General features: G+C 70.5%; 15 protein-coding genes and 1 pseudogene. 11 read left to right on the top strand and 5 right to left on the bottom strand.

The annotated features are described in order from the left end of the window. Positions 1-86: 86 nt before the first annotated feature. The 3 genes and pseudogenes from ACFV9G_RS23880 to recO all read right to left on the bottom strand — a co-directional run bounded on the left by ACFV9G_RS23880 (position 87) and on the right by recO (position 2,895). Entirely contained in the window at positions 87-875 is a 789-nt protein-coding gene (locus tag ACFV9G_RS23880) for an isoprenyl transferase (protein WP_378730628.1), read from the bottom strand. 139 nt (positions 876-1,014) lie between these two features. After that, positions 1,015-1,824: pseudogene (locus ACFV9G_RS23875) on the bottom strand (YibE/F family protein); the annotation flags it as partial. 342 nt (positions 1,825-2,166) lie between these two features. Continuing rightward, on the bottom strand, positions 2,167-2,895 hold the full coding sequence (gene recO / locus ACFV9G_RS23870; RefSeq protein WP_378730626.1) for a DNA repair protein RecO: 729 nt from the start codon (positions 2,893-2,895) through the stop codon (positions 2,167-2,169). Between the two features lie 124 nt (positions 2,896-3,019). Here recO and ACFV9G_RS23865 point away from each other — a divergent pair, with 124 nt between their 5' ends. Both ACFV9G_RS23865 and ACFV9G_RS23860 read left to right on the top strand, forming a co-directional pair. Beyond that, complete coding sequence (locus tag ACFV9G_RS23865) at positions 3,020-3,820, top strand: ion transporter (protein WP_378730624.1); 801 nt, start codon at positions 3,020-3,022, stop codon at positions 3,818-3,820. 81 nt (positions 3,821-3,901) lie between these two features. After that, positions 3,902-5,593: a protein kinase gene (locus ACFV9G_RS23860; protein WP_378730622.1), complete on the top strand. Its 1,692-nt coding sequence runs from the start codon at positions 3,902-3,904 to the stop codon at positions 5,591-5,593. A 6-nt stretch (positions 5,594-5,599) separates the two neighbouring features. Here the strand turns inward: ACFV9G_RS23860 and ACFV9G_RS23855 are convergent, their stop codons facing one another. Further along, positions 5,600-6,976: a PLP-dependent aminotransferase family protein gene (locus tag ACFV9G_RS23855; RefSeq protein WP_378730620.1), complete on the bottom strand. Its 1,377-nt coding sequence runs from the start codon at positions 6,974-6,976 to the stop codon at positions 5,600-5,602. 67 nt (positions 6,977-7,043) lie between these two features. On the opposite strand from ACFV9G_RS23855, the gene ACFV9G_RS23850 reads away from it, so the two are divergent. Then, positions 7,044-8,030: a DMT family transporter gene (locus ACFV9G_RS23850; RefSeq protein WP_378730618.1), complete on the top strand. Its 987-nt coding sequence runs from the start codon at positions 7,044-7,046 to the stop codon at positions 8,028-8,030. Here ACFV9G_RS23850 and leuA read toward each other — a convergent pair. Further along, a complete protein-coding gene (gene leuA / locus ACFV9G_RS23845; RefSeq protein WP_378730616.1) occupies positions 8,011-9,771 on the bottom strand; it encodes a 2-isopropylmalate synthase in 1,761 nt (586 codons plus the stop codon). The two genes, ACFV9G_RS23850 and leuA, sit on opposite strands and share 20 nt — an antisense overlap. A 180-nt stretch (positions 9,772-9,951) precedes the next feature. Here leuA and ACFV9G_RS23840 point away from each other — a divergent pair, with 180 nt between their 5' ends. From ACFV9G_RS23840 to ACFV9G_RS23805, 8 genes are all read left to right on the top strand, one after another. Next, positions 9,952-10,344, top strand: a complete 393-nt coding sequence (locus ACFV9G_RS23840; protein ID WP_378730614.1) for a pyridoxamine 5'-phosphate oxidase family protein — start codon at positions 9,952-9,954, stop codon at positions 10,342-10,344. A 69-nt stretch (positions 10,345-10,413) separates the two neighbouring features. Beyond that, positions 10,414-11,331, top strand: coding sequence for an ABC transporter ATP-binding protein (locus ACFV9G_RS23835; protein WP_378730612.1), 918 nt, complete (start codon positions 10,414-10,416; stop codon positions 11,329-11,331). Further along, positions 11,328-12,116: an ABC transporter permease gene (locus ACFV9G_RS23830; RefSeq protein ID WP_378730610.1), complete on the top strand. Its 789-nt coding sequence runs from the start codon at positions 11,328-11,330 to the stop codon at positions 12,114-12,116. The genes ACFV9G_RS23835 and ACFV9G_RS23830 overlap by 4 nt, the downstream gene beginning before the upstream one ends. Before the next feature lie 30 nt (positions 12,117-12,146). Next, entirely contained in the window at positions 12,147-13,271 is a 1,125-nt protein-coding gene (locus tag ACFV9G_RS23825) for a sensor histidine kinase (protein WP_378730608.1), read from the top strand. Next, positions 13,268-13,876: a response regulator gene (locus ACFV9G_RS23820; protein WP_378730606.1), complete on the top strand. Its 609-nt coding sequence runs from the start codon at positions 13,268-13,270 to the stop codon at positions 13,874-13,876. Before ACFV9G_RS23825 ends, ACFV9G_RS23820 begins: the two co-directional genes overlap by 4 nt. Before the next feature lie 2 nt (positions 13,877-13,878). Then, positions 13,879-14,379 carry a flavodoxin family protein gene (locus ACFV9G_RS23815; protein WP_378730604.1) on the top strand — a complete coding sequence of 167 codons (501 nt, stop codon included), beginning with the start codon at positions 13,879-13,881 and terminating at the stop codon, positions 14,377-14,379. A gap of 47 nt (positions 14,380-14,426) precedes the next feature. Then, entirely contained in the window at positions 14,427-15,260 is an 834-nt protein-coding gene (locus tag ACFV9G_RS23810) for a septum formation family protein (RefSeq protein WP_378730602.1), read from the top strand. 2 nt (positions 15,261-15,262) lie between these two features. Then, on the top strand, positions 15,263-16,078 hold the full coding sequence (locus tag ACFV9G_RS23805; RefSeq protein WP_378730600.1) for a septum formation family protein: 816 nt from the start codon (positions 15,263-15,265) through the stop codon (positions 16,076-16,078). Positions 16,079-16,197: the final 119 nt, after the last annotated feature.

Raw genomic sequence — 16,197 nt, 5'->3', positions numbered from 1 at the left:
AACCAGGCGGCCGGCCGCCCCCTGTGGGGGTGCGCCCCCCCCACGCCTCCGCCTAGCGGCTCCGGCGGCTCGACCAGCGGGGCTGGTCAGACGGGGTTGGGGAGGGCGCCGCCATAGCGGCGGTCCCGGGAGGCGTACGTCTCGACGGCATGCCACAGGTGGCGACGGTCGACGTCGGGCCACAGCACGTCGGTGAAGACGAACTCGGAGTAGGCGGCCTGCCAGAGCATGTAGTTGGACAGCCGCTGCTCGCCGGAGGTGCGCCAGATGAGGTCGGCGTCGGGGAGATCGGGGACGTAGAGATAACGCTCGAAGGTCTTCTCGGTGATCTTCTCCGGACGCAGCTTCCCGGCGCGTACGTCCTCCCCCATCCGCCGCACGGCGTCGGTGAGCTCGGCGCGACCGCCGTAGTTGACGCACATTGTCAGCGTGCAGACGGTGTTGTCCTTGGTCATCTCCTCGGCGATCTTGAGCTCGTTGATGACGGACTTCCACAGTCGCGGCGCACGACCGGCCCAACGCACCCGGACGCCGAGCTCGTTCATCTCGTCCCGGCGGCGGCGGATGACGTCGCGGTTGAAGCCCATCAGGAACTTCACCTCGTCGGGCGAGCGCGACCAGTTCTCGGTGGAGAACGCGTAGGCCGAGATCGCCTTCACGCCGATCTCGATGGCTCCCTCGACGACGTCGAAGAGCGAGGACTCACCGGCTTCGTGGCCCTTGGTCCGGGGGAGGCCACGGTCCTTGGCCCATCGGCCGTTGCCGTCCATGATGATCGCCACGTGGTGCGGGACGAGGTCCTTGGGGACCGGGGGCGGGGTAGCCCCGGACGGGTGGGGTGTTGGGGTACGGACCGGCTTGCTCACGAGGCCCAACCCTAGTCGGGCGATACCCAGGAGGCGGCTGCGGCCCGGGAGGCTGCGGCCTGGAAGGGACCATCGGGCGACGGGGCGCGTCGTACTCCATCTGCGCAGGGTCCACGGCCGGACCGGGGACGGTCAGCGCGCCGATGATCGTGGTGATCGGCATCGCCAGCACCACCCCGATGCCCGCGGCCATGGTGGCGACGATCTCGCCGGCCATCTGCTCGGTCGTCAGCAGCGAGAGGAAGGTGCGGTCGTAGAGCTGGATCACCAGCAGCAGGGTCAGTGCGCTGCCGACGTAGGCGAACACGATCGTGTAGATCGTCGAGGCGACGTGGTCCCGGCCGATCCGCATCGCGCCGCGGAAGACGTCCCAGCGTGACGTGTTCGGACCGGCGGCGCGCAGCTCCCACACCGCGGAGGCCTGGGTGATGGTGACGTCGTTGAGCGCGCCGAGGCCGGCGATGATCACCGCGGCGACCAGCAGGCTCTGCAGGTCGAGCGCGGCGTCGAGCGAAGAGAGCGTCTGACCGCTCTCCGAGCCCAGCCCGGACAGCCGGCTGGCGCCGATCGCGAAGGTGCCGATCAGCGCCGTCACCGCGACCCCGGCCAGGGTCCCGGCGAGCGCCACCGACGTCCGCACCGAGAACCCGTGGGTGGTGTAGAGCACGACGTAGAGGATCAGCACCGAGGAGACCAGCGCGGCCCACGCCGCGGGCTCGCCGGAGAGCAGCGCGGGCAGCAGGAACAGCCACACCACCGCCCCCGCGAACCCCAGGCCGAGCACGGCCATCAGCCCGCGCATCCGCGCGACGGCGACGACACACGCGACGAAGAGGCCGACCAGCAGGAGCAGCGGCGGCCCGCGCTTGACGTCGAAGAAGGCGTACGTCGCCTCCCCCTCCTTCTCGGTGCGGGAGAGCTCCACCTCGTCACCGGCCTCCAGGCCGGAGCGGGCCATCGGCGTCGAGATCTCGACCCCCACCTCGGTGCCGGTGTCGGGACCGCTGGTGAGTTCCACCGAAGCCTTGTTGCAGCCCTCTGGCGTGCCCTCGGCACTGCACGGCTCCGAGACCGAGACCACGTCGGCGGTCTCGAAGACGACACCCTCGGCGATGAACTCCTGCGACCCCTGGAGCTTGTCGACAGCGGCGCTGTCGGGCCACCAGACCGCGACCCCGACGACGGTGAGCACGGCGACGAGCACCAGCGAGACGGTCAGCACCAACCGCGGCAGAGCCTCGACCTCCACCTCGGCGTCATGCCCACCGTGGGAGTGGCCGTGGGAGTGGGCCATCGTTCCTCAGCTCTCGACGTATTCGAGCGAGCGCAGGTTGCGGTCCAGATGCCAGGAGAGGTACGCAGCGACCAACCCGCTCGCCTGCCTGCTGGTCCGGTCCTCGGCGCCGCCGACCGTATCCCAGTCACCTGAGAGCAACGCACCGAGGTGGGTGAGCGTCTCGGGCGAGGGCGTCGCCGAGCCCGGCACCCGGCAGGTCGTGCACAGCGCACCGCCCATCGACACGTTGAACCAGCGGTGCGGGCCCTCCAGCCCGCAGCGCGCGCAGGCCTCGAAGCTCGGTGCGTAGCCGGCGACCGCGAGCGAGCGGAGAAGGTAGGAGTCGAGCACGTGCCGAGGAAGCCGGTCGCCCTGGGCGAGCACCCGCAGCCCGCCGACGAGCAGCAGATACTGCTGCGGCGCCGGCTCGCCCTCCTCGTGGACCAGCCGGTCGGCGGTCTCGAGCATCGCGGTGCCGGCGGTGTAGCGGTCGTAGTCCAGCCCGATCCCGGCATGGAACAGGGTCAGCGTCTCGGCCTGGGTGATCGTGTCGAGGTTGCGCCCCTCGGCGAACTGCAGGTCGACGTGGGTGAACGGCTCCAGCCGCGAACCCCATCGTGAGGTCGTACGCCGCACGCCCTTCGCCACCGCACGCACCCGTCCATGGTGGCGGGTGAGCATGGTGATGATCCGGTCGGCCTCACCGAGCTTGTGGGTGCGAAGCACGATGGCCTCGTCGCGGTAGAGGGGCACAGCACCATTCTGCCGCGCCGCACCGACAACCGCGGCAGCGACCGGCCGACATCGACGCCCACATGATGGCAACGACGCGTGTGGTTGACCTGCTTTGGTGGACGCGTCTCCTATCGTGCCCACCATGAGCTCCGCAGGTATCGACCGTCGACACGACGAGCGAGAGCCGGGTGCTGCATCGTCGCCGCCGGTCACGCTGGTCGACTGGCTGATGCTGGCGCTCGCGATCATCTCGGTCGGCCTGCTGGTCTGGGTCACCTTCTGGGACGTACCTCCGCCCTGGGAAGAGCGGGTGATCGTCGCCGACTACGTGATCTGCGGGATCTTCTTCGTCGAGTTCTGCGCCCGCTGGGTCAGGTCCGGCCTGGGCTGGAAGTTCCTGGGGCTCTACTGGTACGAGATCATCGGCATGATCCCGCTCTCCAACCCGGCCTTCCGCGCCTTCCGGCTGCTGCGGGTGGTGGTCATCTTCGCGCGGCTGATGCGGGTGGCCGACCGTGCGTTCGGCGACCGGATCTCGGCGTACGTGGTGGGGAGGTTCTCCGGATCGATCGTCGACGCGATCCGGACGCCGATCACGGTCGCGGTGCTCGACGAGGTGATCGCGGTGATCCAGACCGGCAACTACACCCGGCACATCTCCACCGCGATGGAGGAGAACCGCGCCGAGATCGACGCGCTGATCATCGACCTCATCCGGCAGGACCAGGCGACCGGGAAGCTGCGGTATCTCCCCTTCCACGACGACGTCGTCCGTCTGGTGGCCGACACCGTGCTGCGTCTGGTCGAGGATGGCCTGGCCGACCCTCGGGTCCACGAGATCATCTCCGACGCCATCCGCGAGTCCGCCAAGGAGCTGCGGGAGAACGTCGGCTCCGACGCGCACGCCGCGGTCAAGCAGGACAAGGAACGCTTCGGGAAGTAGTAGGTCTCGATTTCTTAGCGAAACCCGCTCAAGTAGGTGTCACCGCAGCCCCTCCCGGAGGATTCAGGGCATGATTCGGCCATGAGCGCGACCTTCCCGACCAGTCTCGGGCGGCTGCAGCAGGTCCGCCACATCGGCGCCGGTGCCTTCGCCTCCGTCTGGCTCTACTACGACCCCGATCTCGACTCCCACGTAGCGGTCAAGGCGCTCGCCCCCGGGTGGGTGTCGAACCCGGAGATCCACAAGCGCTTCCTCCAGGAGGCGCGGCTGCTCCGCTCGGTCGACTCGCCCCATGTCGTGCGTGTCTACGACATCGGCCAGACGAGCACCGGCATCCCCTTCTTCGTGATGTCGTACGCCGACGGCGGCTCGGTCGCCGACCTTCTCCAGGGCTCCCCCGGCGGTCTGGACGTGCACGAGGTCGCCGACATCGTCGCTCAGGCCGCCGACGGACTCATGGCGCTGAAGGCTCGCGGGGTGATCCACCGCGACATCAAGCCCGCCAACCTGCTGGTCACCTCCGAGACCTCCGGCGGCACCGCCGGCGCTCGCCGGGTGATGATCGCCGACCTGGGTGTGGCCCGCTCGCTCGACTCCCTCAACGAGGTCACCCGCGACATCGGCACCCCGTCCTACATGGCGCCCGAGCAGCTCGACCCGTCGCTGCCGATCGACCACCGCGCCGACGTGCGAGCTCTCGGCGCGGTCGCCTGGGCGCTGCTTGCCGGCCGCTCCCCCGCCCCCGCTCTCGGGCTCACCTCCCGAGTCCCCGAGGCAGGTTCCGTACGTCCCCTCCCGGCCCCGATCAGCCAGGCCATCGCCCGGGCGCTGGAGCCCCGGGCCGAGGACCGCTGGCCCGATGCGCGCTCGTTCGCCGATGGGCTCCGCGGCGCGGTCACAGGCACCCGCGTCACCCCCGGGCAGGCTCACTCCGCGCCTCAGCCTCCACCGCCCAGCGGGCCCCCCAGCGGGCCACCCAGTGGACCTCCCAGCGGCCCGCCGACCGGATCGCCCTTCGAGCAGCCCACGACGGTGCCGACCAGCATCGCGACACAGCACCCGCAGAAGCGGAAGCGCACCGGGCTCCTGGTCGGTGGTCTGGCCGCTGTCGTGGTCATCGGGCTCATCGCGGGGCTGATCTTCTTCGTGACCAACGGTGGAAGTCACCTGCCCGTGGCCGGCGAGTGCCGCAATCTCGACTACGCCGCAGCCACCGAGTTCGTCGACGAGACGGAGCCGGTGGACTGCGCCGAGCCGCACACGCTCTACACCTTCCACGTCGCCACCGACGTGAAGACCTACAACGACAACGAGGCGGCCGGGGCCGCCTGCTTCACCCGCCTGGAGACCGGCCTCGGGCTGCACCCCGAGACGCTGGCCCGCACCGCCTACATCGTCAGCTGGTACTGGCCCGCGGAGGCCACCTGGAACGACGGCGACCGCTACGTCCGGTGCGACGTCGGGGTGACGGTCCAGGGAGCACCGATGATCGACCTGCCCGAGGACCCGGTGCCCGACCCGTTCCCGACCGACCTGCGGGCCTGCATCGACAGCAAGATCGACAAGGTCGTCCGCTGCGGGACCACCCACGACTACATCGTCGTCGACACCTTCGAGATGACCGGCGACACCTACCCCGAGCAGAGCGATACCAACGTCCAGGGGCTGGGCGGCTGTCCGGCGGAGGCGACGATGTTCAAGCCGCCGTTCAAGACCGCCTGGATGGCCGGCAGCCGCCTGGGTCTGTGCGCGAAGTACGACGTGGAGTCCTAGGAGCTCCTAGGAGATCAACGGCGCCAGCCGCCTGACCGCCTCCCGCAGGCGGTCAGGGGTGGTCGCCGCGTAGCCGATCACCAGCCCCGGCGGGCCCTCGCCCTGACGGTGCCGGGACAGCAGGTGGACCGCGATGCCCGCTTCCAGAGCGGTCTCGGCGACCGCCGCATCGTCGACTCCGTCGGGAAGCGTCGCCAGTACGTGCAGTCCGGCCGCGACGCCTCGGACCCGAACCGCCGGCAGGTGCTCGGCGAGCGCCTGGAGCAGGGCATCGCGGCGAGCCTTGTGTCGCTGCCGGACCAGTCTCAGGTGTCGCTCGAAAGCACCCGAGGTGAGCATCCGCGCCAGGATGATCTGGGGTAGCGCCGGGCTGGCCAGATCGAGCCAGTAGCGAGCCTCGACCAACTCCTCCTGCATGCCGGACGGGGCGACGAGCCAGCCGATCCGCATCGCGGGTGCGAGCGTCTTGGAGACGCTGCCGAGGTGGACGACCCGGTCGGGTGCGAGCACCTTCACCGCCGCGACCGGCGGCCGGTCGTAGCGGTGCTCGGCATCGTAGTCGTCCTCGATCACCAGCCGGTCCGGCTCCGCCCGGACCCACGCGACCAGCTCCCGGCGCCGCTGCGGAGAGAGCACGACCCCGGTCGGGAACTGGTGCGCCGGCGTGACCACGACGGCATCGACGCCGCTGGCATCGAGCGCCGCCACGTCCAGACCGTCGCCGTCCACCGGCACCGGGACCGTCGTCATCCCCCACCGCTGCAGGTGCACGCGGCCACCGTAGGATCCCGGCTCCTCGAAGCCGACCCTGGTCCGGCCACGCTCCTCCAGCCAGCGCGCCAGGAGCACGAGCCCCTGGGCGACCCCGTTGATCACCAGGATCTCGTCGGGCGAGACCGTGAGGCCGCGGGTGCGGCCCAGCCAGACCGCGAGCGCCTCCCGGAGCGCCGGCACGCCGCGCGGATCGCCGTAGCCGAGGTCGGCGCTGCCGATCTCGGCGAGCACCTCCCGCGACGCCTTCGCCCACGCGGCCCTCGGGAAGGCCGAGAGGTCCGGCACTCCCGGGGAGAGGTCCAGATCGGGAGTCGGCAGCCGGGTGGCGGCACCGAGACGGCGTACGGCTCCAGGGACCGCGCTCACCCGCGTGCCGCCGCCGCTGCGGGCCGAGAGCAGCCCCTCGTCGGTGAGCCGCTGGTACGCCTCGACCACCACCCCGCGCGAGACACCGAGCTGGGTCGCGAGGGTGCGCGACGCCGGCACCCGGGCATCGACCGCGAGCCGGCCGTCGGCGACCGCGTCGCGCAGCGCACCGGTCAGCCAGGTCGCCAGCCCACCCGCCGGCACACCGGCCGGGTCGAGCTGGAGGAAGTCCGCACCGCTCACTTGGTCCACTCTGCCACGTCAAGTTTGGATCTGTTCGCCAGACCAAGCTGGAGCGAACCTCGTAGACATGACCACCGAAGCCCTCCCCGACATCGCCGACGCCGCTGACCACGTCGGAGCGGCGTCCCGCCGCGGCGCCCTGCTCGGCATCGTCTTCGCCGCGGCCGGGATGGCCTGCGTCGGCAGCAGCGTCGCCGTCTCGGCAGCGATCACCGATGCCCCGCTCTTCACCCTGCAGAGCGTCCGTTATGCCCTCGCCGCCCTCCTCCTGCTCGCGGTCGCACGGGTCACCGGCTGGCGGGTGCCGCGGCCCCGCGGTCGCGAGTGGCTCTGGCTGGCCGGGGTGGCGACCGCCGGCCTGGTGCTCTTCAACGTCGGCGTCGTCCGCGGCGTCGCGCATGCCGAGCCAGCGGTGATCGGCGTCGCCGTCGCCGCGGTTCCGATGCTGCTCGCTGTCGTCCCGGCGGTCGCGACCCGCACCCTGCCGGCACGCAGCGTGATCATCGGGGCCATGGTCGTGACCGCGGGTGCCGTCGTGGTCGAGGGCTTCGGGAGGACCGACGCGGCCGGGGTCGGCTACGCGCTCCTGGTGCTGGTCTGCGAGGCGGGCTTCACGCTCCTGGCGGTGCCCGTCCTCCCGCGCCTGGGCGCCTTCGGCGTCTCGTTCCACTCGGTGTGGATGGCTACGGCCGGCATGGCCGTCGTCGGTGTCACGACCGAAGGACCGGCCGCCGTCACCACGCTCGACACCGGTGACCTGCTCGCGGCGCTCCACCTGGCGGCGGTCGTCACCACGCTCGCGTTCCTGCTCTGGTTCACCGCGGTCAAGCGCCTCGGCTCCGGCCGCGCCGGCCTGCTGACCGGCGTCGTGCCCGTGGCGGCGGCCGGCCTCGGCGTACCTCTCCACGGGATCGTGCCCGGACCGATGGTCTGGATCGGCACCGCGGTGGTCGCGCTGGGCCTGGTGATCGGCCTGAGCCGGTCGCCGAGTCGGCGCGTTCGAACGCGCCGACTCGGCAGATCTCGGCGGAGCGTCAGCCGCGCGGGATCGTGACCGCCTGGGCGCGGTTGGCCGCGCAGACCACGGCCCGCAGGGAGGCGGTGACGATGTTCTCGTGGATGCCGATGCCCCACACGATCTCGCCGGCGATCTCACACTCGACGTACGCAGCCGCGGCCGCGTCGCCACCGGCCGAGAGCGCGTGCTCGGCGTAGTCGAGCACCCGGATCTCGGCGCCGGCCTCCTTGAGCGCATCGACGAACGCGGCCACCGGGCCGTTGCCGGCGCCCTTGTAGGTGCGCGCCTCGCCGCGCACCCGCAGGTCGACGACCTGCTGGTCGCCGCCCTCGGCGTCGGTCACCGAGGACCAGCTCTCCAGGGCGTACGGCTCCTCGCGCTCGAGGTACTCCTTGGAGAAGATCGACCAGATCTCCTCCGGGCTGACCTCGCCACCCTCGGAGTCGGTGTGCTGCTGGACCACCCGGCTGAACTCGATCTGCGCGCGACGCGGCAGGTCCAGGGAGTGCTCGGTCTTGAGCAGGTAGGCCACGCCGCCCTTACCGGACTGGCTGTTGACCCGGATGACGGCCTCGTAGGTGCGGCCGACGTCCTTGGGGTCGATGGGCAGGTAGGGCGCCTCCCACGGGATCTCGCTGACGTCCTTGCCGGCATCGGCGGCGATCCGGTCGAGGTCCTCCAGGCCCTTCTTGATGGCGTCCTGGTGGGACCCGGAGAAGGCGGTGTAGACCAGGTCGCCGGCGTAGGGGTGGCGCGGGTGGACGTTGATGTTGGTGACGTACTCGACCGTGCGACGGATCTCGTCGATGCCGCCACCGACGGTGAAGTCGATCTGCGGGTCGATGCCCTGGGAGAAGAGGTTCATGCCCAGGGTGACCAGGTCGACGTTGCCGGTGCGCTCGCCGTGACCGAACAGGCAGCCCTCGACGCGGTCGGCGCCGGCCATCAGGCCGAGCTCGGTGGCCGCGACCGCGGTGCCGCGGTCGTTGTGCGGGTGGAGGCTGATGGCGGAGTGCTCGCGGCGGGTCAGGCCCCGCCCGAAGTACTCGATCTGGTCGGCGTAGGTGTTCGGGGTCGACATCTCCACGGTGGCGGGCAGGTTGAGGATGATCTCCCGGCCGGCCTCCGGCTGCCACACGTCCGAGACCCGCTCGCAGACCTCGAGCGCGTAGTCGGTGTCGGTCTGGGTGAAGATCTCCGGGCTGTACTGGTAGCCGAAGTCCTCGGTGCCGATCAGCTCGGGGACGTACTCCTCGGCGTACTTCATCACCATCTCGGTGCCGCGCACCGCGATCCCGATGCATTCGGCCGGGGTCACGTTGAACACGACCCGGCGGAACAGCTCCGCGGTGGCGTTGTAGAGGTGGATCGTGGCGCGCGGGGCGCCGGCGATCGACTCGGCGGTGCGCGAGATGAGGTCCTCGCGAGCCTGGGTCAGAACCGAGATCTGTACGTCATCGGGGATCCGGTCGTCCTCGATCAGCTTGCGCACGAAGTCGAAGTCGGTCTGCGAGGCCGACGGGAAGCCGACCTCGATCTCCTTGTAGCCCATCGCGACCAGCAGCTCGAACATCCGCAGCTTGCGGGCCGGCGTCATCGGGTCGATCAGGGCCTGGTTGCCGTCACGCAGGTCGGTGGAGAGCCACCGCGGAGCCTGGGTGATCTTCTTGGCCGGCCAGGTGCGGTCGGGAACGTCGACGGGCACGAACGCGCGATAGCGCTGGTGCGGCATCCCCGACGTCTTCTGCTGGTTGCTGGAGTTGCTCAGGTTGGTCATGGAGTCCTCATCAGGTGGGAGCGAGTGCCGGCGCACGTCGAACCTCCGCAGCGAGGGAGTCCGGCTTCTCAGACCCCGCTGCGGCAGCTAAGGAGGAGGCTGCGCATCATGACTCGGTAACAATAACAGAACAGAACTGGCAGACTGGCACCGAACTGACGACTAAGGGGAGGAACGGGCGTGGCCCAACTGGAAGAGCTCACGGTCGAGGAGACCTGGCGGTTCGCGACGGACACCCAGATCTCCCGGATCGGCTGGACCGGACCGCGCGGCCCGGTGGTGCTGCCGGTGAACCACGTCGTGCACGAGAAGGAGCTCTGGATCCGCACCTCGGCCCACTCCTCGATGGCCGAGCAGATCGACGAGAGCGCCGTGGCGCTGCTGGTCGACGACCTCGCCCCCGACACCCATGTAGGCTGGTCGGCGCTGTTCAAGGGACGCGCCGAGATCCTCTACCGCGAGGACCAGATCCCCGACCAGGTCAAGAACCTCCATCCCTGGCCCGCCGGCCCTCGTCCGTTGTGGGTGCGACTGCGCCCCAAGGAGGTCACCGGCCGCCGCCTGGTCGCCTGACATTTGTCACCTCACGCTCGTGAGGAAGGGACGAGGCATCGCGGGTGACCTCGGGCCACGCTTGTCGGTATGAGCGTTGCCACACCCACCCGCACCACGTCCGCCGTGCGCCTCGACTCCGTCACCAAGCACTTCGGTGACGTCGAGGCGGTTCGCGGCATCGACCTCGACCTCGGCCAAGGCGAGGTGGTGGCGTTCCTCGGGCCGAACGGGGCCGGGAAGACCACCACGATCGACATGATCCTCGGCCTCACCCGGCCCACGTCCGGCACCGCCGAGGTGCTCGGTCGCACGCCACGCGACGCGGTCGCCCGCGGGCTCGTCTCCGCCGTGATGCAGACCGGCGGGCTCCTCAAGGACATGACCGTGCGCGAGACGGTGGAGTACACCGCGAGCCTCTTCGCCGACACCATGCCGGTCGAGGATGCGCTCCGGGGCGCCGGCATCGCAGGGATCGCCGGCCGCAGGGTCGGCAAGTGCTCCGGCGGTGAGCAGCAGCGGCTCCGCTTCGCGATGGCTCTGCTCCCCGACCCGGCGCTGCTGCTCCTCGACGAGCCGACCACCGGCATGGACGTCGAGGGGCGGCGTACGTTCTGGAACGCCATCCGCGCCGACGCCGAGCGCGGCCGGACGGTCATGTTCGCCACCCACTACCTCGAGGAGGCGGACCGGTACGCCGACCGGATCGTGCTCATCTCCCACGGTCGCATCGTCGCCGACGGCACCGGCTCGGAGATCCGCGCGCTGGCCGCCGGCCGCACCGTGCGCGCGACGGTCGACGGCTTCACCGCCGAGGCCGAGGCACGCCTGCGCTCGGTGGGCGGGATCGACGGCATCGACGTACGCGGCGAGCAGGTCGTCGTCCACACCAAGGAGAGCGACGCGGTCGCGCGCTTCCTCCTGACCGAGACCGCCGCCCGCGACCTCGAGATCACGTCCAAGAACCTCGAGGAAGCCTTCCTCAGCCTGACCGGAGACGACCAGTGACCACCAACGCCATCAATCCCGTGACCGCCCGCCGCACCCCTCCCCTGGGCGGCTTCAACCTCACCCTGCTCCGGATCGAGCTGCGGCGGCTGCTGCGCAACCGGCGTACGGTGATCTTCACGCTGCTCCTCCCGGCCGGTCTGGCGCTCGCCTTCGGCGGGCAGTCGGGGTGGGAGCAGCCGGCCGGCGAGGGGAACGTCGCGGCGTACATCCTGATCTCGATGGCGATGTACGGCGCCGCGATGACCGCGGCCAGCGTCGGCTCGATGGTGGCGCTGGAGCGCTCGGTCGGCTGGTCGCGACAGCTGCGGCTGACGCCGCTGAACCCGGTGGCGTACATCCTGACGAAGGCGGTCGTCGCACTCGCCATGGGCGCGCTGGCCATCTTGACCGTCAACCTCATCGGCCGGATCCAGGGCAAGGCCGAGATGCCGGTCTCGGTGTGGGTCACCGCGATGGTGGTGACCCTGTTCTGCACCCTCACCTTCGCCGCGCTCGGCGTCTTCGTCGGCTACGTCGTGCCCGGTGAGAATGCGATGCAGATCCTCGGGCCGGGCCTGGCGCTGCTCTCCTTCCTGGGCGGGCTCTTCATCCCGCTGAGCACCTACGCCCCGGTGGTGCGGCACATCGCCTACTGGACCCCGATGTACGGCGTCGCCGAGGTCACCCGGGCACCGCTGACCCACGAGCTGCCCTGGTACGCCGTCGTGAACGCGATCGCCTGGTTCCTGATCTTCATCGCCGGCGCCGCCTGGCGGATGAGCAAGGACACGGCACGGGTCTGACTAACCCGCCTGACTAACTAATCTGTTTCCGTGAGCATCGACCAGGGGCCGCAGCCGGCCGCCGCGAACAGGCGGTGGACCGTCGTCGGTCCCTGGTTCGCCTTCATCTGGCTCTTCTTCCTGATCACCCCGCTCCACGTCGGCTGGCAGGCCCGCGACACACCCGAGGGCGTGATCGGGATCGTGGCGACGCTCTGCTTCGCGGTGGCCTACATGCTGATCTGGGTGCGGGCGCGGGGCATGCTCCGGCTCGTCGAGCAGCCGCCGGCGAGCTTCGTGGCGCCCTACCTCGCCGTGCTCGGCCTGCTCGCCGCGGTCATGATCGCCACCCTCGGCGAGGGCGGCATCGCCGGCCTGGTCTATCTCGCGGTCGCCTGCGTGATGACGCTGCCGACCCCGGCGGTCTACATCGCCATCGTCTGCATCGCGGGCGGCGTCGCGATCACCGGGCTGGTGCCGGGCTGGGGCTCGCAGATCGACACCGCGTTCGCGGTCTGCGCCGCCTCGGCGGCGATGCTCGGCGTACGGTCGGTGATGCGGCGCAACGTCGCCCTCGTCGGCGCCCAGCACGAGAACACCCGGCTGGCGCTGGCCGACGAGCGCAACCGGTTCGCCCGCGACCTGCACGACATCCTCGGCCACTCCCTCACCGTCATCACGGTCAAGGCCGAGCTGGCCCAGCGCCTGGTCGACGTAGCACCCGACCGGGCCAAGCAGGAGCTCGCCGACCTCGAGCGGCTCTCCCGCGACGCGCTCGCCGACGTACGCCGCGCGGTCGAGGGCTACCGCGAGCTGACCCTGCCGGGCGAGCTCGCCCGGGCGCGGGCGGCGCTGGAGGCGGCCGGCATCGAGCCGGTGCTGCCCCAGTCGACCGACGAGGTGCCCTCCGGGCTGCGCGAGCTCTTCGCCTGGACCATCCGCGAAGGGGTCACCAACGTCATCCGGCACTCGGGTGCGCGCCGGTGCGAGATCGTGCTCACCCCGAGGTCGGTGACCGTCCACGACAACGGCCACGGTCGCCGGGCCGGCAATGAGTCCGGGTCCGGGCTGACCGGTCTGCGGGAGCGGGCCGGCGCCATGGGCGCCGTGCTGACGACGCGTACCGGATCCGGGTTCGAGCTGGTCATGTCCGCCGACGGGGAGGTCAGCCCGTGACGATCAGGCTGCTCCTCGCCGACGACCAGGCGCTCGTACGCGGCGCCCTCTCGGCACTCCTCGGCCTCGAGCCCGACCTCGAGGTCGTCGCCGAGGTCGGCAGCGGGTCCGAGGTCGTACCGGCCGTGCTGGAGCACCACCCCGATGTGGCGCTGCTGGACGTGGAGATGCCCGGGATCGACGGCATCACGGCGACCGCCGAGGTCCGTCGCGCCGCTCCGGGGACGCGGGTGCTGATCGTGACCACCTTCGGCCGCCCCGGCTACCTGCGCCGGGCGCTGCAGGCTGGTGCGTCCGGCTTCGTCGTCAAGGACACCCCGGCGGCCCAGCTCGCCGACGCCGTACGCCGCGTCCACCAGGGACTGCGCGTCGTCGATCCCCAGCTCGCCACCGACTCCCTCGTGGCCGGTGAGTCGCCGCTGAGCCAGCGCGAGACCGAGGTGCTCCGGGCCGCCCGGGACGGGTCACCGGTCGCCACGATCGCGGCCCGGCTCGTCCTCTCCGAGGGCACCGTGCGCAACCATCTCTCCGCCGCGATCGGCAAGACCGGCGCCGCCAACCGCACCGAGGCCGTGCTCACCGCCGACAACAATGGTTGGCTGTGACCATGGCCAGGCTGCTGATCGTCCACCACTCCCCCACCCGGTCGCTGCAGCGGTTGACCGACGCGGTGGTCTCCGGCGCCAACGACCCCGAGATCGAGGGGGTCGAGGTCGTCGTACGTCCCGCCCTGGAGGCGAGCGCCGAGGACGTCCTGGCCGCCGATGGCTACGTGCTCGGCACGAGCGCCAACTTCGGCTACATGTCGGGTGCCCTGAAGCACTTCTTCGACTCGACCTTCCTGGCCGTCGGTGGCGCGCTCGATCCCTCGGGTGGGGCCGGACCAGGAGACGGCTCAGCCGCTGGTGCGACCTCCAAGCGCCCCTATGGCCTCTACGTCCACGGCCGCTACGACACCACCGGCGCGATCCGCTCGGTGCAGTCCATCGTCGGTGCCCTCGGATGGGCCCAGGCCTACGACATCCTCGACGTCCTGGGAGACGTCGAGGACACCCACGTCGAGGCGGCGTACGAGCTGGGAGCCACGCTGGCGGCCGTCCTCGCCTGATCTGTGCTTTCGGCCCGCTCATGGGTTCGCAAGTAGAGTCGACCCCCGTGATCGGCCATACCCCTGGACGTACGACCGTCTTGTCCCTCGTGATCGTCGTGCTCGCCGCCCTCGCGCTCAGCGGGTGCGGCGGTGATCGGGCGGCTGCGAAGGGCGAGGACCCGAAGCAGGTGGACTCGACCGCGGTGCCCGAGGTCGGCAAGTGCCGCAACCTCTCCCACGAGGACGTCGCCGAGGCCTACAACTTCGACAAGTACGTCGCCTGCGACGAGCCGCACAACGCCGAGACCTTCGGCGCCGGACCGCTCCCGGACGAGTTCAAGGACGCGGCGTACGGCGACGAGAAGGTCAACGAATGGGCCTTCAGCCAGTGCCGCAAGCTGCTGGAGAAGTACGTCGGCTCCGACCAGAGCCTGCTGATGCGCTCGATGCTCTCCCACGTCTACTTCGGACCTTCGGAGAAGGCCTGGGAGGAGGGCGCGCGCTGGATCCGCTGCGACGTGGTCGGCGGTGGCCAGCAGGGCGCCGAGTACGTCGACCTGCCGACCACCACCCGCGACCTCCTCAAGGTCAAGAAGGTCGAGGACGTCGAGGACCGCTGGATGGTGTGCGCCACCGGCAAGACCGTCGCCTCCGCGAAGGTTCCCTGCTCGGAGCCGCACCAGATGCGCGCGGTGACGACCATCAAGCTGGGCGAGGCCAAGACCAAGTTCCTCGGTGTCGCGGAGTCCAAGAAGAAGGCCTCGCAGTACTGCAAGGGCTCGGTCCAGGCCTGGTTGGGTTACCCGGAAAGCTTCGACTACGGGTACACATGGTTTGGTGAGAAGGAGTGGAACGCCGGCAACCGCTGGGCGGTCTGCTGGGCGGTGAGCGAGGAGTGAGCATGTCCGACAAGCTGTGGGGGGCTCTCGTCGTCGTGGGGGCCCTGGCTCTCGCCGGTTGCGGTGGAGGCGAGCCGAAGTCTGCCCCGTCACCCTCCTCGGCGCCTCCGTCCGCCTCCGCGTCGGCGGCTCCGTCCCCGAAGGAGGGGGCCTGCTACAACCTCACCTACGACGAGGCGCTGGCCCCGACCGCCGGCGGCACCGCAGTCTCCTGCAAGGGCAAGCACACCACCCAGACGTACGCCGTGGGCCGGCTGAAGAACGTGGTCGACGGCCACCTCGTCGCGGTCGACTCGGAGCAGGTCGCGGCCCAGGTCGCCGAGGCGTGCCCCAACAAGGTCACCAGGTATCTCGGTGGTGACGCCGACGACCTGCGGCTCTCGATGCTGCGTCCGGTCTGGTTCACCCCGACGATCAAGGAGTCCGAGGCCGGCGCCAACTGGTTCCGCTGCGACGTCATCGGCATCGCCGGTCCCAACGCGCTGATGACCCTCAAGGGCAACATGAAGGGCGTCCTGGGTGACTCCGAGACCGCCGAGCCGTTCCGGATGTGCGGCACGGCGTCACCGAAGTCCGAGTCCTTCAAGCGCGTCCCGTGCTCCCTCAAGCACACCTGGCGGGCGCTCTCGGTCATCGACCTCGGCTCCGGGAAGTACCCCGGCGAGGCGAAGGTCAACAGCGCGGGCGCCGAGGACTGCAAGGCCGCTGCCGCCGAGGTCGCCGACGACCCGCTCAAGTACGAGTGGTCGTGGGAGTTCCCCAGCGCCGAGCAGTGGCAGGGCGGCCAGACGTACGGAATCTGCTGGGCCCCGGCGTAGCGAAGCGGAGCCGGGAAGCGCCGAGTCGGCGCAAACGGACCGGAGCGCAGCGAGACGACCGGAGCGAGGTCGAGCGGCGAGCTTGCTCGTCCGCTCGCGCCGAGCGAGGGAGTAACCGC

The sequence above is a fragment of the Nocardioides sp. NPDC059952 genome (assembly GCF_042730435.1).
GTDB lineage: Bacteria > Actinomycetota > Actinomycetes > Propionibacteriales > Nocardioidaceae > Nocardioides.
The sequence above is the reverse complement of the archived record's forward strand: the minus strand, read 5'-3'. Positions and strand labels throughout refer to the sequence as shown.